Annotated in this window: 13 protein-coding genes; 6 read left to right on the top strand and 7 right to left on the bottom strand. The window is 45.1% G+C overall.

The genetic code is table 11. The features are described 5' to 3' along the window. Positions 1-5: 5 nt before the first annotated feature. On the bottom strand, positions 6-725 hold the full coding sequence (locus ACLHR0_RS29575) for a ferredoxin--NADP reductase (RefSeq protein WP_436491447.1): 720 nt from the start codon (positions 723-725) through the stop codon (positions 6-8). A 164-nt stretch (positions 726-889) separates the two neighbouring features. On the opposite strand from ACLHR0_RS29575, the gene mfd reads away from it, so the two are divergent. Both mfd and ACLHR0_RS29565 read left to right on the top strand, forming a co-directional pair. After that, the gene (gene mfd, locus ACLHR0_RS29570) at positions 890-4261 is read left to right on the top strand and encodes a transcription-repair coupling factor (protein ID WP_436491446.1); all 3372 of its coding nucleotides are present in this window, start codon (positions 890-892) and stop codon (positions 4259-4261) included. Between the two features lie 192 nt (positions 4262-4453). Continuing rightward, complete coding sequence (locus tag ACLHR0_RS29565; RefSeq protein ID WP_436491445.1) at positions 4454-5158, top strand: SIMPL domain-containing protein; 705 nt, start codon at positions 4454-4456, stop codon at positions 5156-5158. A gap of 79 nt (positions 5159-5237) precedes the next feature. Here ACLHR0_RS29565 and ACLHR0_RS29560 read toward each other — a convergent pair whose 3' ends face one another. The 3 genes from ACLHR0_RS29560 to ACLHR0_RS29550 all read right to left on the bottom strand — a co-directional run bounded on the left by ACLHR0_RS29560 (position 5238) and on the right by ACLHR0_RS29550 (position 9822). Beyond that, complete coding sequence (locus ACLHR0_RS29560; RefSeq protein ID WP_429043856.1) at positions 5238-8465, bottom strand: TonB-dependent receptor; 3228 nt, start codon at positions 8463-8465, stop codon at positions 5238-5240. A 315-nt stretch (positions 8466-8780) separates the two neighbouring features. Then, positions 8781-9239 (bottom strand): hypothetical protein, encoded by a 459-nt coding sequence (locus ACLHR0_RS29555; RefSeq protein WP_429062022.1) that lies wholly within the window; start codon positions 9237-9239, stop codon positions 8781-8783. 184 nt (positions 9240-9423) lie between these two features. Next, entirely contained in the window at positions 9424-9822 is a 399-nt protein-coding gene (locus ACLHR0_RS29550) for a VOC family protein (protein WP_429062020.1), read from the bottom strand. A gap of 91 nt (positions 9823-9913) precedes the next feature. Here ACLHR0_RS29550 and ACLHR0_RS29545 point away from each other — a divergent pair, with 91 nt between their 5' ends. Then, positions 9914-11242: an AAA family ATPase gene (locus ACLHR0_RS29545; protein WP_429043862.1), complete on the top strand. Its 1329-nt coding sequence runs from the start codon at positions 9914-9916 to the stop codon at positions 11240-11242. Between the two features lie 5 nt (positions 11243-11247). Continuing rightward, positions 11248-12468 carry a tetratricopeptide repeat protein gene (locus tag ACLHR0_RS29540; RefSeq protein ID WP_436491444.1) on the top strand — a complete coding sequence of 407 codons (1221 nt, stop codon included), beginning with the start codon at positions 11248-11250 and terminating at the stop codon, positions 12466-12468. 85 nt (positions 12469-12553) lie between these two features. On the opposite strand, the gene gyrB is transcribed toward ACLHR0_RS29540, so the two are convergent. Next, a complete protein-coding gene (gene gyrB / locus ACLHR0_RS29535) occupies positions 12554-14536 on the bottom strand; it encodes a DNA topoisomerase (ATP-hydrolyzing) subunit B (protein ID WP_370909233.1) in 1983 nt (660 codons plus the stop codon). A gap of 123 nt (positions 14537-14659) precedes the next feature. Next, positions 14660-16339: a hypothetical protein gene (locus ACLHR0_RS29530; RefSeq protein ID WP_436491443.1), complete on the bottom strand. Its 1680-nt coding sequence runs from the start codon at positions 16337-16339 to the stop codon at positions 14660-14662. 118 nt (positions 16340-16457) lie between these two features. Here ACLHR0_RS29530 and ACLHR0_RS29525 point away from each other — a divergent pair, with 118 nt between their 5' ends. Together ACLHR0_RS29525 and ACLHR0_RS29520 are read left to right on the top strand one after the other, a co-directional pair. Next, a complete protein-coding gene (locus ACLHR0_RS29525) occupies positions 16458-17420 on the top strand; it encodes a helix-turn-helix domain-containing protein (RefSeq protein ID WP_370909235.1) in 963 nt (320 codons plus the stop codon). A 140-nt stretch (positions 17421-17560) separates the two neighbouring features. Beyond that, positions 17561-18412, top strand: a complete 852-nt coding sequence (locus ACLHR0_RS29520) for a hypothetical protein (protein ID WP_436491442.1) — start codon at positions 17561-17563, stop codon at positions 18410-18412. A gap of 461 nt (positions 18413-18873) precedes the next feature. Here ACLHR0_RS29520 and ACLHR0_RS29515 read toward each other — a convergent pair whose 3' ends face one another. Continuing rightward, the gene (locus tag ACLHR0_RS29515) at positions 18874-19338 is read right to left on the bottom strand and encodes a PepSY-like domain-containing protein (protein ID WP_370909237.1); all 465 of its coding nucleotides are present in this window, start codon (positions 19336-19338) and stop codon (positions 18874-18876) included. Positions 19339-19545: the final 207 nt, after the last annotated feature.

The following is a 19545-nucleotide window of genomic DNA, read 5'->3' as shown; positions in this document are numbered from 1 at the left end:
CGCTTTTAGCCATACAATTCCTGGTGAATATCATGCCGGTCGTAACCCATGGCTTGTATCCGTTGCTTAGCCTCGTCGATCATGGCTTTCCAGCCGCAAAGAAAGAAGTTGGCAGGACGCTTGTTCTGCAGCAGTTCTTCATAAACAGCATGCACATAACCTTTTTTGCCGCTCCAGTTTTCTTCACGCGATAAAGTGGGAATGTAGTTGAAATTGGGTAAAGAGGCCGCTAATTGCTCTAACTCAGCTGCATAGAGCAGGTCGTGCTGGTAGCGGACGCCGAAAATAAGGTGAATAGGCGCATGCGGTACGCCATGCAGTTGAATGTAATGCGCCATAGAACGGAATGGCGCTATGCCGGTACCTGTGCAAATCAGGAATAATTCCTTGTCTAACTGTTCGGGCAGTATGAAAACTCCCTGTGGACCACGCAGCAACAGTTCGCTTCCTTCCTTTATTTCATTGAACAGGTAAGTACTCCCCAACCCTCCCTCCAGTAAAACGATCACCAGCTCAATTACATTGGTGCCGTCCGGATGGGAAGCAATGGAATAACTACGCCAGCGTTTGTTCTTTTTCTCGTGAATAGGAAGGTCCAGGGTTACAAATTGTCCTGGTTTGAAATCAAACCGTTCCATGTCCGGTACCTGTATCCAGAAACGGCGCGTATTGTGGGTTTCATCCACCAATTTAGTTACGATTCCGGTATGCCATACGTCCAGCATGGAAGTTGAGTTTGGTCTTATTGAATATAGCGAAAATTTGGCATTCTACTAATGGGATCTCTTCTTATTTGTTTTTTTTATTATGAAAAGCGGAAGTATCTTCTCTAAATATCTTCCCTGATCAAATCTCAAAATCGGTAAATCTTCGTACCTTTGCATTCTTCATGAATTTACAGGCTGTATTACAACTATTTCAACGTGATGCGCGTCTGCAGTCGCTGGTGAAGGGGATTCAATCACCCACCCCACAATACTTTCAGCTCTCCTCCATTAGTGGAAGCGCAATAAATTTTGTGGCAGTCAGCACCTGGGCGCATGCAGATGCAAACCATCTCTTCATCTTAAACGATAGAGAGGAGGCAGCCTATTTCCATAACGACCTGGAGCAACTCAGCCAGGCACTGGATATTTTCTATTTCCCCGACTCATTTAAGAAAGCCGGTCAGTTCCATGAAATCAACGGCAGCCATAGTATGCTCCGTACGGAAGCGCTCATGAAATTTTCCGGGGATACCGTGAGGAAAAAGATCCTGGTCACCTATCCGGAAGCACTCTGGGAGAAAGTAGCCGGGAATCAGGCCTTCAGCGCCAATATGGTGCAACTGAAAGTAGGCGATGTACTGAAAGTAGATCCGCTGCTGGAACAACTCATCGGCTGGGGTTTTCACGCCACCGATTTTGTGTATGAACCCGGTCAGTATGCCGTAAGGGGAGGTATCCTGGATATCTATTCCTTTGGTAACGAAAAGCCCTACCGTATTGAATTATTTGGAGAAGATATAGATTCTATCCGCCTGTTTGATCCGGAATCACAGCTTAGTGAACGCAGGCTCACACAGGTAACCTTAATCGCCAACATGGACACCCATGCGGCAGACCACAGCAAAACACCACTCACAGAATTCCTGCCCGCCAATACCGTAGTATGGATGAAAGATCCTTCCTATGTAAAAGGCGTGATAGAACAAATGGAACAGCGGCTGGATGATTTCCTGCTCACCGGTCAGAAAGTGAAAGTGGATGAAGATGAAGAAATGGTGCTGAAGGAAGAGGATTTTGTGAAAGCCACCCCACTACTGGAACAACTGCTGCAAAAGCCAACAATTGTTTTTGGTAATAAAGATTGGTTGACAGACAACGGCTACCAGCCTCAGCTCATCGCCTTCGATACACAGGAACAACCCGTGTTTAACCGGCAGTTTGATCTGCTGATTAAAGATCTCGGTAAACATAACAGCAATAAATACTCCCTCTTTATATTCTCAGACAACCCGCGTCAGCTGGAACGTTTGCGCAGTATATTCGAGGACCTTAAAGCAGATTTTGTATTCTTCCCCATCCCGGTTGCCATCAGCAGCGGGTTCATTGATCATTCGCTGAAACTGGCCTGCTATACCGATCACCAGATCTTCCAGCGCTTCCATAAATACAAGGTAAAACAAGCCTACAACAAGAATAAGGCGATTACCATGAAAACCTTGCGGGAGCTGCAATCTGGCGACTTTGTAACGCATATTGATCATGGCGTGGGCATGTACAGCGGTCTCCAGAAAATTGAAGTAGGGGGTAAAATGCAGGAAGCTATCCGCATCATTTACAAAAACAACGACCTGTTGTATGTAAATATCAACTCCCTGCATAAAATCAGTAAATACACCGGCAAAGAAGGCGTGGAACCTAAAGTAAATAAACTGGGCAGCGATGCCTGGGATAAGCTGAAGGAAAAAGCCAAAACGCAGGTAAAAGATATTGCCAAAGACCTGATCAAACTATACGCGGTACGTAAAGCCCAGCAAGGCTTTGCGCATACGCCGGATACCTATCTGCAAACAGAACTGGAAGCCTCTTTCATCTACGAAGATACGCCGGATCAGAGCAAGGCTACCGCCGATGTGAAACGCGACATGGAATCGCCGGCGCCGATGGACCGGCTCGTGTGCGGAGATGTAGGTTTCGGTAAAACAGAAGTCGCCATCCGCGCAGCGTTTAAATCTATTGTAGATGGTAAGCAGGCTGCCGTACTGGTGCCTACCACCATCCTTGCATTCCAGCACTATAAAACATTTGCCGACCGCCTGAAAGACTTTCCCTGCACCGTTGACTATCTCAACAGGTTCAAATCTTCCAAAGAAAAAAAGGAAACGCTTAAGCGCCTTGAAGAAGGAAAGATCGATATCATTATCGGCACGCATGCTTTACTGGGCAAAGAAGTGAAGTTTAAAGACCTCGGCGTGCTGGTAGTAGATGAAGAACAAAAATTCGGTGTTTCTGCCAAAGAGAAACTGAAACAGATCAAGCACAACGTAGATACCCTTACACTAACGGCAACGCCTATACCGCGTACGCTCCAGTTTTCACTGATGGGCGCCCGCGACCTCTCTGTTATCAATACGCCGCCGCCAAACCGCCAGGCCATTGAAACAGAAGTGCAGGTGTTTAACCAGGACCTGATCCGCGAAGCCATTTATTATGAAGCCGAAAGAGGCGGACAGGTGTACTTTATCCACAACAGGGTAAAGGGCCTGAAAGAAATGGCCGGCCTGATCCAGGGACTTTGCCCGGATCTGTCTATTGCTACGGCACACGGACAACTGGAAGGACATCAACTGGAAGAAGTGATCCTCGATTTCATTGACCGCAAGTACGATGTGCTGGTGTGTACCAATATCGTGGAAAGTGGGGTGGATATTCCAAACGCCAATACCATCATCATTAATAACGCCCATCATTTCGGGTTGAGTGACCTGCATCAGCTGCGTGGTCGCGTGGGCCGCAGTAATAAAAAAGCTTTCTGTTACCTGCTGGCGCCGCCTATGAGCACGCTGCCTTCAGATAGCCGGAAACGCCTGCAAACACTGGAACAGCACAGTGAGCTGGGCAGCGGTTTCCAGATCGCTATGCGCGATCTCGATATCCGTGGCGCTGGTAACCTGCTGGGTGGTGAGCAGAGCGGCTTTATGGCCGAAATTGGCTTTGATATGTACCAGAAAATCCTGGATGAAGCCATCCGCGAACTGAAACAAAATGAATTCCGCGACCTGTTTAAAGATCAGCTGGAAGAGAAGAAAGATTTCGTGAGCGACTGTACCATTGATACAGACCTGGAAATACTGATCCCTGATACTTATATTGAAAGCATCCAGGAAAGACTAAACCTTTACCAGGAGTTGGATAATATCACAGAAGAAGGCAAACTACAGGCTTTTGCCAATGATATGATAGACCGCTTCGGCCCTATGCCGGAACCGGTGAAAGACTTGCTGACAGCTATCCGCTGCCGTTGGATGGCCATCCAGCTCGGCTTCGAAAAAATGATGCTGAAAGAAGAAAACCTGCGTTGCTACTTTATCAACAACCCGGATTCCCCTTACTTCGAATCCCCCACGTTCAATCATATATTAACGTATATACAAACCCGTACCAACAATGCCAAGCTAAAACAGGTTGGTAAAAACTTTATGTTGGTGGCTTCCCGTATCCGTCATATGAACGACCTGTACGACTTCCTGAAAGCCATGACCGATAGCCGGAAATAATTCTTTCCCCTGTAACATAATTCCTTTGTAATCGTTTCATAACTAATATGAAATGTATAATTCTATTTCTGTAACTATTGCATTAACAAAATTTTATAAATCGCCCTTTGTGGAAACACTTTTAAACCCCGCATCATGAGGGTGTAAATAACAACAAACACTAATTTTTTTAACAATAGAAAACATCGACACATGAAAAAGGTAATGTTATTAGCAGCAGGATTATTTTTTGCACTGAGCACCTTTGCACAGCAAACAGATAAGCAACAGCCGGTAAAAAAGATTGAAGTAAACGGATCCGCAGAAATGGAAATCACACCGGATGAAATTTATTTCAACATCTCTTTAAGAGAATATCTCAAAGGAAAAAACAAAGTAGACATCAGCACACTGGAAAAACAACTGCAGAAAGCTGTATCTGACGCGGGAATTCCGAAAGCCGATTTCACCATTGAGAATGTATATGGCAACAACTTTGAAATTTTAAGGAAGAAGAAAGATCCGCTGGAATTTATGGCGCGTAAACAATACCGTCTTAAATTAAGCAAGCTGGATAAAATCAACGAAATCCTCGCCGCAGTAGATGCTGAAGGTATTGAAAATGCAAGGATAGCTTCTTATTCTTCCAGCAAAATGGAAGCATACCGTAAAGAAGTAAAAATAAAAGCTTTACAGGCCGCGAAAGAAAAAGCGGAGTATATGCTTTCCGCTATTGGTAACAAAACAGATGGTGTGATCGAAATCCAGGAAATGAATACAGATAACTATTCTGATGTTCGTCCCGTAATGGCTAACTACATGGCTAAATCTGCAGATAGTGCCGAAGCAGCGAGTGATATTGATTTCAAAACTATTAAGATCCGTGCAGAAGTAAGAGCAGTATTTGCTATCAAATAATTACACTGGAGATGTAATACAAAAAAGAGGTTGTTCCGTATGGAACAACCTCTTTTACATTTTATTAAGACAAGCTGAATTAGAAGCTATATCTCAGGCCCAGCTGCATCTGATGACGGGATGCAAAGAAATCTTTTGAATAAGGAGTGCCTGGTTTGCTGAAAGTATAAGTAGGATAATTGTTAACTACTTTACCAGTAGGATTCAAACCAACGCTCGCCATAGAGTTAAAGGTGTTGGGCGTGAAGTATTGAATGCCCCAGTCTTTGTTCAGCAGGTTAGTAACGTTCACGATGTCGTAAGTCAACGTGATGGTGTGTACCTTTTTACCGGCTTTAAAGTTGTAGTCCTGCGCGAAGCGGAAGTCGGCCTGGGTGTTCCATGGTGTGCGGCCGCCGTTACGTTCAGTAAACTGACCTTTACGGCCATTCAGGTAGCTGTTGCTGTTAACATAGCTCATGAAATCATTCGCCTGTTGAGCAGCTGTTGGTCCGCCTGCTTTATCTGTAAAGAAGTTAGTCGCTTCAGCCACATCTTTCGGGATGTAGGTGAGGCTCACCTGCTGTGGTGTACCGTTGATGGTAGCATTCACTAAACCATAAGAGAACGGTGTTCCGGAAGAAGTATTGAAGAAGGCAGAGAAGTTAGATACCCATTTGCCTTTAGTGCCCCAATCCTGTTTGTAAGCAACAGTAGCTACGATACGGTTACGGATGTCGAAGTTAGAGTAAGCAAGGCCGGGGTTGTTAGGATTCAGCGCCTGGTTCAGCTGCCAGTTCGATTCCATGGAGTTGCGGATACCATTGGTGATATCTTTTGCCTGGCCGTAAGTGTAAGCCACCATGAAGTTCAGACCAAAAGGGAACGATTTGGATACCTGACCGGTGATGCTGTAACGGTAACCTTTATCGGTGTTGGATAACAGGTAAGCGTTAGTATATAAAGGATTGATTTTAGAACCGGTGTAGATAGGCTGTTGCTTGTTTACATCGTATGCAAAGTAAGTTGGATTATCCGCCAGGTTCACCTGCTGGAACATCAGATCCTTGATTACCTTGGTATAGATACCTTCAATGGAGAACTTCCACTGGTCGTGGGTCGTGTAATCCAATGCGAGGCTGCTTCTCCATACCTGCGGCATTTTGAAGTTGTTGTCGATCATATCCACCTGGGTGGCGCCGGCTGCATTTTTAACATCTACGCCATTCTGAGACGCGAAGTCTGCGATACCATTCTGTGATGGTTTTGCTGCAGGCAGCGGCGTGTTGACAAATGGTTTGGTGCTGCTTCTCTGATCGTAGGCACCGTAAGTAACGCCATTGTTATAATATGCATAACCGATCCATGCGAAAGGAATACGGCCGGTAAATAAGCCGGAACCGCCACGCAGTACCAGGCTGTTATCGCCTTTAATATCATAGTTGAAACCTAAGCGCGGAGAGATCTGCACATTATTCAGGAAGTCGTTTTTGATATCCTTTGGTTTCGTATAGCTGTAAGTGTTACCGTAGTTAGGATCTTCCGGTGATTTAATGGTTTTATCACTCAAAGGCTGTTTGTTGGGAATGCCCGTGTAATCCAAACGGATACCTGGCGTAATCCTGAAACGATCAGACAACTGGATCTCATCCTGTCCGTAAACGCTCAGCAGGTTTGCCTTGAATTGAGCAGGAGGATTAGCCATGATGTAATCACGGGAGTTGTTGGTGTAGTTGTAGTTACCACGTACACGTGCGGGATTGTTAGCCAGGAAGTCTTCAATACTGTTGTAGTCTAAACGGCCATTCCAGGAGTTTACAAAACCATAGGTGATGTTGTAAAACTCATTGTGTGTACCCAGGGTAATCGTGTGATTTCCTTTGAACAGGGTAACGTTATCTGTTATTTCAAAAGTTTTTTGCTTCATGTTGAAGATACTGGCTTCACGGTCGGTACCCAGAAAGATGGTAGAACCTGGTGTTCTTCCTTTGATCTGGATCTGTGGTGTAGCCGGATCTGACAATGGCTCCCTGTAATCGTGTACATTGGAATAACCGAGGATCAGGCTGTTGGAGAAACCGCTGTTAAAGTTACTTTTCAGTTCAGCCACAGTAGAAGTCTGGTTATTTACCTGTTTGAAGTCAATGCCCTTGAAACGGAAGTTTTGCTGATCGCGTTCCAGGTTGGTAGCTTCAGAAGTGATGGTGTTGTTACGAACAGACAACTGGTGCTTTCCATTGATATGCCAGTCGATCCTGTTGAAAAATTTATTGGAGTTGGAATAGATGCTGGTGTTACCTGAGGTACCCGGATCTACGCCGTATGTTTTCATCAGTGCGGTGATGTCAGCAGCGTCTTTTTCTGTTAAGATGCCACCACCATCAGCGGAGCCTGCGCCGAGGATCACGGGATCTACGCGGCGGGTAATTTCTTCATTGGTGAAGAAGAACAATTTGTTTTTGATGATAGGGAAGCCGAGACGAACACCGGTTTGGTACTCATGAAAATCGCTCGGTAATTTAGAACCGTCGCCAGCGTTGTTTTTACCAACCAGTGAAGCATTGCGGCCAAATCCATAGATGGAACCGTGTACTTCGTTGGTACCGCTGCGCGTTACTGCGTTTACGCTACCACCAAGGAAGTTACCAACTTTCACATCAAAGGGAGCCAGTAATACCTGTATATCCTGGATCGCATCTACTGATACGGGATTGGTACGGGTGCTGCTGCCCGGCTGACCGCTGGTGTTGCTTTGTCCGCCCAGTGAAGGGCTAAAGCCAATGGCGTCGTTATTGATGGCGCCATCTACAGTTACGTTATTGTAACGGTAGTTGGTACCCAGGAAGGAGTTGTTGTTGCTCTGTGGTGTTACTTTGGTAAGATCCTGCAGGCTGCGGCTCAGTGTGGGGAGCGCTTTAATTTGCTCCTGTCCTACCCTGGTACCGGATTTACCTGCACCCGCATTACCTGTTACCACTACTTCACTCAGTGCGGTTGATTCTTCCTGTAATTTAAAATTGAAACTGGTGGTTCCCAGTCCGAGGTTAACATCTGATTTTACTTCTTTCTTATATCCAATGAATGAAACAGTGATAGTGTAAGGACCGCCTGGATTCAGGTTAGGCAGATTATAACGGCCATCAGTGTTTGTTTGTACGCCTGATTTGGCGCCGGTGCTGTTATTTACTATTACTACTGTAACGCCGGGAATGGCCTGTCCACCCGGATCGGATACTTTACCCGATATAACGGAAGTGGTCACCTGTGCGTTCGCGCTGTAACATAGAATTACAATGAAGCTAGCTAATAGCGTAAAGAATGATTTCATAAACTGTTTTGTAAGTATTTACAGGTGCAAAGGAAACAGTCTGATGCAACCAGAATGTTAACAGATTATTACGGAATTGTTAAGAAGTGCATAAAACATCCTGAAACGGAGCTATTGATAGTCTTTTTGTGTTTAAATACTATCAGAAACGAGGCATTTGTTTGATTTCAATGTTAACAGTCGCTAAAATTGAGATAGGAATTAATTGTTAACCCAGGGTAAACAACAAACAATATAATATAACCTTAACGTGCCTACGAAGTAAAAAGCCCCGCCTTTAAAGGAGGGGCATGTGAGAAAGTTCATCAAATGTGTTTAGTAAATCCCGACTTTAAAAGTCCCGTCCGTTAAAGGTTTTTCTGTTTCACCACTTATTAATACACCGGAGAATGTTCCCTCCGCGTGTTTACTATTAATGCTCGTTATAATTACTTTGATATTTTTACTCAGGTAACCCGGCTCTTTTTCCTGGATATTCATCAGCGACATTTCTACATCTTCTATATAAGTACCGGCTTTCAGGGAATCCGGAAAGGTGATCATCAGTTCCATATGATGGCCGAAGTTATTGGTAACACCATCTACTACCAAGGTCTTTTTGCCGGCGTATACGGTATCAGTGAGGTATGCCTCTGTGGCGTTGGACTGGTATTGAACACCGTCCATTTTAAAGGAGAAGCTGCTGACCGGTGTGGTCTCATTTTTTTTATCACAGGAACAAAGCACTGTTCCTAAAGCGGCAATAACGGCAACCATTAAGAATTTCATTCTCATAACATTAAGTTTAGGCATGCCGTTGTTGATGAACGAAACCAGTGCCGGCCGCTTTCTGTGCAGCCGGCAATTAATTTAATTTGACATAGGATACTGGTTAGGTTCTGTTGGCATAGGGATAATAGGCCTGCAATATATATAAATATTTATTAATTAAATAAAATATATATAGATAAGGGCTGGTTCATTGTTTCTTCCCGGCAAGTTGCACCAGAATGATTTCATTGCCGTATAAATCCAGGAAATGCAGGAAGGTGGCTTCGGGTGTATTCACCGGTGCACGGCAAATGGTGACGCTCTTATTCACCAACTGTTGATGATAATCCTTGAAGGAGTCAGTATATAAAACCAGGAACGGTTGTTCTCCTGCCTGCTTGCCTACCAGCGCTTCCTGTTCTGCGCCCATTGCCTGCAGCAGCCAGATACCGGTGGTTTCACCGGGCGACGGCGCCATATGCAGGTACCTTTGTCCGTTTGTGGTGGTATCATACAACTTATGGAAGCCCAGTTTGCTTTCATAAAAAGCAGCAGCCTCATCGTAGTTGTGGATCAGTATTACTACCCTGCCAAGTGTATTTTTCATATGCGTGGGGATTTAGGCACAATTAACACTTTTTTTGCGGCCGAATTGCGTATTATTACGGGGTTACTGAATAATTAAACAGAAGCACATTATGTCATCGGAAGTAATAAAGCAATTACAGGAGGCGGTGCAGTTTTCGCCGGAGAATGTGCCTTTACGTATGCATCTGGCGCAGGTACTGCTGCAGGATTATGAATATATCGCCGCAGAAGAACAATACAGGAAAGTACTGGAACTGTCGTCATCCAATACCGCTGCTCAGCTTGGGCTGGCGCGCACTTTTTATCATCAGCACAAATATTCCGCTGCCATTGTAGTCCTGGAGCAACTGGAGAACCGTGAACCGGATCATTTCGATGCGCTGTTGCTGCATTGCCGTATCCTGGTGAAGGAACAATCTATGCCGCCGGCAAAGGAAATATACCAGCATTTACTGCAAATAAATCCGGGCTTCCGTGATGAAGCGTTAGACGGGCTTTTCCGGGTAGCCCAGCAACCCTCCGTTTCTTTTAACGGAGAAGATGAGGAAGAGGAAGAAAGCGAGAGCCTGTTCATGCTGGAAAAACCTGAAATTAATTTTTCAGATGTAGGCGGTATGGAAAGAGAAAAACAGGAAATAGATCTGAAGATCATCAAGCCTCTGCAGTTCCCTGATCTTTATAAAGCCTATGGAAAAAAAGCCGGTGGCGGCATTTTACTGTATGGCCCCCCGGGATGTGGTAAAACCTACCTGGCTAAAGCTACAGCCGGGCAAATACAGGCAGAATTTATCAACGTAGGCATTCATGATGTGCTGGATATGTGGGTGGGTACCAGCGAAAAAAATCTGCATAGCCTGTTTGAGCTTGCCCGTCAGAGTAAGCCCTGTGTTTTGTTTTTTGATGAGGTAGATGCTTTAGGCGCCAACCGTGCGGCACTCCGGCAGTCGGGCGCAACGCATATTATAAACCAGTTCCTCGCAGAAATGGATGGTATTGCCGCCAGCAATGAAAATATTCTCATTATCGGCGCTACCAACGCTCCATGGAGCCTTGATCCCGCATTCCGCCGTCCGGGCCGTTTCGACCGGATCATTTTTGTGGCGCCACCGGAAACGGAAGGCAGGGAAGAAATCCTGAAGCTGCAGTTACGCAATAAACCCGTAAGCGATATTAATTACAACGCGCTCGCAAAGGCCACTCCGGGTTACTCCGGCGCCGACCTCAAAGCAATTGTAGATATTGCGATAGAAGAAAAACTGCTGGAAGCCCTGCAAAAAGGCGTACCGCAACCTATTACACAGAAAGAATTATTAAAAGCCGCTAAAATACATAAACCCACCACAAGGGAATGGTTTAATACTGCCCGTAATTATGCGCTGTATTCAAATGAAACCGGTCTTTATGATGATGTATTGAAATACCTGGATATTAAGAAATAACGTTTATGGCTGTATTAATTCAGCGCGCTCAGATTTTAGTTCAACAAGGCCGCTTCCAAGATGCCTTTGCTGCTTTACGTCAGCACCTGAGCACCAATGCCCATGATACCGACGGATTGTACCTGCTGGCGATCTGCTACCTGGAAACAGGCAACACCGCAGAAGCAACACAAATAGCAAGCAATACCCTCAGCTTTGCTCCATACGATGATCGTTTCCTGTACCTGTTGTCCAGGATTGCTTTTGCAAAAAATCAGTTTAATGAAGCTATCAGGACCATCAGTAATGCAGTAGCTATAAATCCCTACCGGGTGAATTATTTTGCTATGTGGAGCCAGATTTTGTTGTCGAGGAAAGAATATGAAGCCGCACTTCACAAGGCGGAAGAAGGATTGGCTATTAGCCCGGAAGATGAAGCCTGCCTTAATCTCCGTTCCCATGCCTTGTTCCGGCTGGGAAAAAAGGAAGAAGCTTTTTCCAACCTGCATGAAGCACTGGAGCACAATCCTGAGAATGCTTATACCCACGCCAACCTCGGGCAGAAGTGGCTGGAAGCCGGTGATCACCGTAAGTCGCTGGAGCATTTCAGGGAGTCATTGAAACTGGATCCTAATAATGAATGGGCGCGCCAAGGTATGGTGCAGGCGATGAAAGCGCGGTACTGGCTGTACCGGCAGTTCCTGAACTACGCTTTTTTCATGGCGCGGCAAAAAGCCCGTACGCAATGGATCATTATCATCGCCATTTTTATATTGACGCAGATCGCCAGCCAGGTGTTCTTCCCGGTGTACGTGCTGTTGGCATTCCTGGCGCTTTCTACCTGGCTGATTACGCCGGTGAGCAACCTGTTCCTGCGCCTCAATCCATACGGCAGGTATGCACTTAGTAAGGAGCAAACACAGGTGTCTAATGTAGTGGGGATCCTGTTGTGCGTGTCGTTAACGGCAGGTGTGGCGTTTCTGTTTACTCACTTGCAGGGATTGCTGGCATTGTGTCTTTGCAGTGGCATCATGTTGCTGCCTGCGGCAGGATTTTATATACCGGAAAGCAAAAAGAACCGCCGGATTATTACATGGTATACGGCGGGACTGGCGCTGCTGGGCGTATTGGGCACTGTGCTGGCATTCATCATTAATGATGCCTTTAATATAGTGGTTACCGCTTTGCTGATAGGTGTGTTCCTGTACCAGGTGCTGGCAAATTATATTCTTACGAGAGAAGGATAAAGAGATTATTTTCAGAAGATAAACAAAAAATCCTGCCGCTGAAACGGCAGGATTTTTTGTTTATAACTATAACGTATATACGTAATTAAGCATCAATCTTAGCATACTTCGCATGTGATTCGATGAACGCCCTGCGTGGAGGAACTTCATCACCCATCAGCATACTGAATACGCGGTCTGCTTCAGCAGCGCTTTCAATGGTTACCTGTTTCAGGGTACGGTGTTCCGGGTTCATGGTAGTATCCCACAGCTGTTCTGCGTTCATCTCACCCAAACCTTTATAACGCTGAATGGTTACGCTGTCTTCCTTACCGCCGCCAGCGAGCCTTTGGGTCGCTTCTTTACGCTGTTCTTCTGTCCAGGCGTAAGTTTGTTCTTTACCTTTCTTCACGAGGTACAGAGGTGGTTGTGCAATGTACACGTAGCCCTGTTCCACCATTGCTTTCATATAACGGAAAACGAAGGTCAGGATCAGTGTGGCAATGTGACTACCATCCACGTCGGCATCCGTCATGATAATGAGCTTGTGATAGCGCAGTTTGGAAAGGTTCAGTGCTTTATCATCTTCTTCTGTACCGATGGTAACGCCCAAAGCGGTAAAGATGTTTTTGATTTCATTATCCTCGTAGATCTTGTGCTCCATTGCTTTTTCCACGTTGAGGATTTTACCACGGAGCGGCAGGATGGCCTGGTAGTTACGGTTACGTCCCTGTTTGGCTGTACCACCTGCGGAGTCTCCTTCGACAAGATACAGTTCACATTTGGTAGGATCGTTATCGGAGCAATCGGCCAGTTTACCTGGTAAGCCGCTACCGGTCATTACGCTTTTGCGTTGTACCAGCTGACGTGCTTTACGGGCAGCTTCACGGGCCTGAGCCGCCAATACTACTTTGTTGATGATGGTTTTGGCTTCGCGTGGATTTTCTTCCAGGAATGCCTCCAGTACTGCAGCAACAGAACTGTCTACCACACCCATCACATCGGAGTTACCGAGCTTGGTTTTGGTTTGTCCTTCAAATTGCGGTTCAGGAACTTTCACGCTGATAATAGCGCTCAGTCCTTCACGGAAGTCGTCGCCGGTAACTTCGATCTTCGACTTCTCAAACATTTTATTTTTATCACCATAAGATTTAAATACACGGGTAATAGCGCGGCGGAAACCGGCTACGTGTGTACCTCCTTCAATGGTGTTGATATTATTTACGTAGGAGAAAATGTTTTCACTGAATGCGTCGTTATATACCAGCGCAACTTCTACTGCTACATTTGAAACCGGTTCATGTACTTCTACATAAATAGGATTCAGCAATATCGGGTTACGGCGGCCATTTTTGTCGAGCATCTGTATAAACTCGCGGATACCACCTTCACTGTAGAAAATTTCAGAGAAGAAGTTGCCTTCTTCATCTTTTTCACGTTCGTCGGTTAAAGTAATCTTGATTTTGCGGTTCAGGTAAGACAGCTCACGTAAACGACCGGCAAGGATTTCGCGGTTGTAGGTGGTATCTTTAAAAATCTCACCATCGGGTTTAAAGTGAATGGTGGTTCCGGTTACTTCACTGGTACCTATTTCACGTGCAGGATACTGTGGGGCGCCACGGTGAAATTCCTGTTCAAATAATTTGCCTTCACGTTCTACGGTTACATAAAGCCTGTCGCTCAATGCGTTCACGCAACTCACACCCACACCATGCAAACCTCCGGACACCTTGTAGGTGTTCTTGTCAAATTTACCGCCGGCGTGGAGTACTGTCATTACTACTTCCAGGGCAGAACGACCCTCCTTGGGAATGATGCCGGTTGGAATACCACGGCCATCATCCTTTACACGGATGGAGTTATCTTCCAGGATGGTAACATCAATATTTTTGCAGTACCCGGCCAATGCTTCATCGATAGAGTTATCTACTACCTCATAAACAAGGTGGTGGAGACCCTTGACGCCAATATCGCCGATATACATGGCCGGACGCTTCCTAACGGCTTCCAGTCCTTCCAATACCTGTATACTCCCTGCATCATATCCGTTGCTGCTGGGGCTGGGTGCTTGCACTAATTCTTCGCTCATATGTTGGTGTAAAATCTATTAGAAATAAAATCGGTAGACAATCATGCAAATGTACGAAAAATAAGCCTCATTTCCACAAAAGAAGGGCTGTTTTTATGTGGTGAGGATCCACCATTTTTTCCACTAGAGATTTCCAGCACCAGCAATGTCTTTTACGCCTGTAAATAAAGTTTTCCACACCAGGTTAAAAAAAGACTTCTTGATGTCTCGGGTATAGGTAACATCGGCCGTGCGGGGTTTTTCGTCTTTGGATGGGTTTTCTGACTTGATTACCAATGCATTAGCCACCAGGCTGATGAGTCCTTTGCGTTTAAACCCATCATGATCCTTATTTTGCTTTAAAACGGCAATTTTAAGGTTTTGGTACAGCAGTTTTACATGGCCACTGGCGCTTCGCTCACCTCCATTGATATTAAAGGTCAGGTCCTGGATATCGCACGACCTGATTTCGATCTTCCCCATTGGCTGGGTAATTACATTCAGATCTTTGCCGTTCATATTACTCAGCCGGCCGGAAACGCCAAACCGGCCACCCTTGTCGTTCAGCACAAAATCAAAACGGGCGGTGAGTTTACCGCTTTTCATAAATACCGCGTCAAGGTCGGCCGTGAGGTGCCTGTTTTTGGCCACCAGGCTATCGATATTGGTGATGTTGCGGAATAAACCATGTACATGACTGAAATTGATATACCCGGTTTGTTCGGTAACCGGGCTCAATTCCGTATATCTGATATCAACATTATTGCCGGTAAGCGTATCTATATTTATGGGAACATCCAGCTTTGCCAGCAACTGGTGTGGATATTGGCCCAGTTTATTGCCGGGAGGCATAGGCATCATACGGTTCCTGTAAATATCTAATCTGCCATTCTGAATATTTACCCGGTCGGCCCAGATCTGTTGTTCCTGTAATAACAGGCGGGGATTAAGATTGCGCAGACTTATATCATTAAACACCACTTCAAACCGGTCTTGCTGCACGCCTGTTTTTTTCTGGAAGGCCGTTTTATCATAACGGGGTTGCAGTTCAAACCGGCCCACGTGCAGGGTACGTTCCGCCGCATCGTACCGTATTCCGCGGATATACATCCAGTAAAGACTATCCCGCGTCCGGTTCATATAGTCCTTCATCCCGATTTCGTAATTGCGGGCGTATAAAAAACGGGTGGGGTCGTCCAGGGCAACCGAGTCTATCAGGAAATCATTGATCCGGACCCTCAGATTGTGGAATTGATGGATCACCCGGGAAGAATCTTTCCGGGTAAAAATATATTTGAAATTGGTGCTGTCCAGTACCAGTTTGCCTATGAAAATGGATTTCATTTTGGCCGAGATATTCTGGTAGGCCGTTTTCGGGGTACTGGTATCTTTTACGGTAGCATTTTGATCCAGGATAATACTGGGACCCGTTACAGTAAGGATTCCTGCGTTGAGATGCTTCCCAAAGAAGTAACGCCACGGCTTAAAGTACCTGAGTTCCAGCCGGTCAACGCTGATGGTGTAAATATCGGCCGGCGCCCTTTGTTGTGCCAGCAGGCGCTGATATACCGCAGAATCGGCCGTCATACTGGCTTTGTCGATAGTGACACTGCCGGAAAGTACGTCCAGGTGCAGGTCTTTGAACTTAACGGTATACAAACTGTCCGACAAATCGGTCACATAGCCCTGAAGCTCCCGTTTCAACAACTTATTCCAGTGTTGATTGAGATACCAGCCTGTACCCACTACCAGCAGGGTAAGTATACCGGCTACAATGAGTATGATTTTTACCAGTCTGCGGATATTAAAGCCATTTTTTGCCATCCCTAAAGGATATACGAAATTTATACCAAGTAAATCGCTGTTTTAAGGGGAGAAGGATAGTTGTGTTTGTAACTGTATTGTCAAAACGTATTTGTTTAAAAAACGAATCACTAAATTTGTGACTTCTATAACAGCACGGCGTTTAAAAACAGATAAAGTGAAAGAAATACAGGAAATATTGTCTTTGGCCATTCCGCAGCCCGCGATGAGCGACCAGTTACAGCTGGCGGAGCAGGATAGTGTGTCAGTACCTGACTGTCTTGATTTTACCTTACAACGTTTTACTTACGATAAGCCGTTACCTGTTGAAGATGTGGCGATGGTCATTTACCAGCCGGCCAAAAGGGGGCAATCTGCCGCCATAGAGCTCCGGTATTGCGTTGCCGGCAGCAAGTATTGTAAAAACCCTTCCTGTACCGATCAGCTTTGTTCAGAAGGAAAGAAGGAAGCCTGCAATGACAGGGTGCCATCTGTAGATCTTATCACCGTTCGCTTCCAGCCTGCATTCATTCAATCGCTGCAAAAGGGTACCACTACCTTTTCCTTATTTGAAAATCAGTCCCGCAAACCTTTCGTGAAAACCATCCAGCCCTGTACGAAGTCAAAATCCGTACTGGAAACAATGGTACATCACGATTACGAGGGCATGCTGAAAAATATATTCCTGCAAAGCCGGGCGCTGGACCTGTTACTATACAGCTCCGACCAGTTTATGCAGAACGACACCGACGAACGCTATGGTTGCCGCTTCCTCACCCACCTGGAAGACCGTGAAAAAATAGAGAATGCCCGGGGTATCCTCCTGGAGCAGCTGGACTCTCCTATTACCATCAGGGACCTGGCCCGCCGGGTAGCCATGAACGAATGTTACCTGAAGAAAGGCTTCAAAGCCATGTACGGCACCACCATATATGATTACTTCCAGAAAGAGAGAATGGAAAAGGCCAAGGGGCTTTTATATGAAAAGGGGATGTCTGTTTCTGAAGTAGCTATGCTGATGGGGTATTCCTGCATTTCCCACTTCTCCACTGCCTTTAAAAAGCACACCGGGCTGAAACCCTGTGAGCTGTTGCTGCGCTAAACAACAGCTTCTCCTTTCTTTCTACGTCACTTCTATGATTTTTCCGTAAGGTGAAGTGCTTCTGCGTTAAATAACCTAACTATCTTCATATAATCTTTAATCATCTGTTCAAACTCATAGCAGATGATAAAACAGCACACATGTTGAATGACATCTATATATATGAAAACAGGGATCTCATCTATTTAAAATTATATGAACGAAAAGCTCGGCGTTTAAGCCTGAACATTACAGTACTTGGTCCTGATAGGTTGAAAGGCAACGCCAGGTATGAGAAATTCCTGTCTCTTTATGAACATTATAGTGTCAATTCGTTTGGGTTTGAAGTAAGTTGTTTCGCCCGTTATTTCGCCATTGCGGAAGCCCATAAAAGTGAGGATGCTTTTATTCTTTCCGACTCAGACATTTACCTGGTAAACAACCTGCAGCACATCCGGGAAGATACATCGCTGCAAGGCATATTTATAGGGAGTGAAGGGTTTTACGGAGAAGGCAGCGAACACCAGATTTCGCCACATTTTTCGTTCTGGAATAAAGCGCTGATCAATAGTTTTACTGATTACCTGCTGGAAACCTATGAGAGAAATAAGCAGGATCATTTCCTGGCCAGGCATTACGAAATGCAGCAGGAAAAGATAGGAAGAACGGCTATTTCAGATATGACCCTGCTCTATATGTGGGTAAAAGAGAAGAGAATTCCCTACCTGAACTCCAATGCCATCGGTAATTCACTGGGCATTGACCATAACATTTCGGCTGTTTACAGCGAAAACGGCGTTTACCAGTCCTTTGGCGACAGGAAGGCGATCACTTTAAAGGGAGAGACGGTGTATTGTAGGTCCATCGACGGAAGGGTGCAACCTATGTCTGTATTACATTTCCAGGGTGAATATAAGTGGGTTTTGAAGTATTTCTACCGGGGATCGCTAGCCCGGTTTTATTGGTTTACCGTTTCCCGGGCCCTGAAAAGAGGTTTGAAGCCGGGCAAATGAGCTGGTATTTTCCCTTTTCGATCATTTGTTTTCCCGATTTGGAAAATGGAAGATAAAATATAGGTGTTTCTTTGTAACACGATAGGCAGATATCCATTTGCGTTTCCTATAAGCTTCCTTATCAGATTTGACCTTGGAAGAAGCTTGGCTGGCAAAGTAAGTAAAGCCATAAATCATACTTGCATGAATATCAAACACCATTGAAGTGCAATATGCCAGAAAAGTTTCTACCAGATTTTATAAAGTCGTTCGCTTCTGCGGGCGACTTTTTTTGTTTGGATAAAGCAACCTGCTGATATGTGGTTGTGGAATTTGCAGGTTCTACCGTTGGGAAAAATTCACATGTTGGGAAATGATAGCCTGCAAAAACAGAAGTGAGGAGTCATAACAAATAAAAAACCCCGCCCAAAAGAGCAGGGTCTGTCCTATTTATCCCTATACCTATGAAATACTTGTTTGTGTTATTCAGTGATGGTACCAGCTTCATTCAGCAACACTGCCTTGTCCGTACCGTTATCCTGAATATTGATTTTGTAGTATGCAGCTACATCTGATCTCTCAATTTTCCAGCCATCTTTTATGGTTGCCGCCGGATATTTTGTTTTCAGTGTACCAGCCACTGATTCCGGAAGGTTTTGAGCATCATATGCGCTTCTTGTGGCAACCCATTTGCCATCTGCATCATACTCTGCAATTGTATTTATATTGTCTTTTTGGAAACTTGCTGTCCAATGTCCCGCACTTGTCTTTGTCCACTTAGCAGCCGCTGTTCCCGCAAAATTCTGATCAAAAGAACTCTTAACTGCCTCAGGTGCTTGCACCGCTTTGGCAACTATCTTTGTTTTTTTAACTGATTTTTTTTGCTGTGCAAAAGTTATGCCGGAAGTGAATAGAACCGCGCAAAATATTAACGTCAACTTTTTCATACTCGATATGGTTTTTTCCGTTGGGCTAAAATTAACTACTAGGTTTTTCTAATTCTTCCTGGCAAGTTAGCTAAAACAATGCCAAAAACGCAGCTTCTGTATTCTTTATTGCAAATTACAAAAAAAACAATAAAAAATATTCAAAAAGCATGGTTTTTAGCAAAGATGGCTATTTAGGAGCCAGCGTATTTTCTTAACTTCGCACAA

Origin of the sequence: Chitinophaga sp. ARDCPP14 (genome assembly GCF_051362515.1) — a bacterium.
Taxonomy (GTDB): Bacteria; Bacteroidota; Bacteroidia; order Chitinophagales; family Chitinophagaceae; genus Chitinophaga.
This window is presented reverse-complemented; position numbering and strand designations above follow the sequence as displayed.

Coding starts and splice junctions, on each gene's coding strand:
- ACLHR0_RS29575 (WP_436491447.1), bottom strand. CDS start 725: ATGCTGGACGTATGGCATACCGGAATCGTAACTAAATTGGTGGATGAA.
- mfd (WP_436491446.1), top strand. CDS start 890: ATGAATTTACAGGCTGTATTACAACTATTTCAACGTGATGCGCGTCTG.
- ACLHR0_RS29565 (WP_436491445.1), top strand. CDS start 4,454: ATGAAAAAGGTAATGTTATTAGCAGCAGGATTATTTTTTGCACTGAGC.
- ACLHR0_RS29560 (WP_429043856.1), bottom strand. CDS start 8,465: ATGAAATCATTCTTTACGCTATTAGCTAGCTTCATTGTAATTCTATGT.
- ACLHR0_RS29555 (WP_429062022.1), bottom strand. CDS start 9,239: ATGAGAATGAAATTCTTAATGGTTGCCGTTATTGCCGCTTTAGGAACA.
- ACLHR0_RS29550 (WP_429062020.1), bottom strand. CDS start 9,822: ATGAAAAATACACTTGGCAGGGTAGTAATACTGATCCACAACTACGAT.
- ACLHR0_RS29545 (WP_429043862.1), top strand. CDS start 9,914: ATGTCATCGGAAGTAATAAAGCAATTACAGGAGGCGGTGCAGTTTTCG.
- ACLHR0_RS29540 (WP_436491444.1), top strand. CDS start 11,248: ATGGCTGTATTAATTCAGCGCGCTCAGATTTTAGTTCAACAAGGCCGC.
- gyrB (WP_370909233.1), bottom strand. CDS start 14,536: ATGAGCGAAGAATTAGTGCAAGCACCCAGCCCCAGCAGCAACGGATAT.
- ACLHR0_RS29530 (WP_436491443.1), bottom strand. CDS start 16,339: ATGGCAAAAAATGGCTTTAATATCCGCAGACTGGTAAAAATCATACTC.
- ACLHR0_RS29520 (WP_436491442.1), top strand. CDS start 17,561: ATGTTGAATGACATCTATATATATGAAAACAGGGATCTCATCTATTTA.
- ACLHR0_RS29515 (WP_370909237.1), bottom strand. CDS start 19,338: ATGAAAAAGTTGACGTTAATATTTTGCGCGGTTCTATTCACTTCCGGC.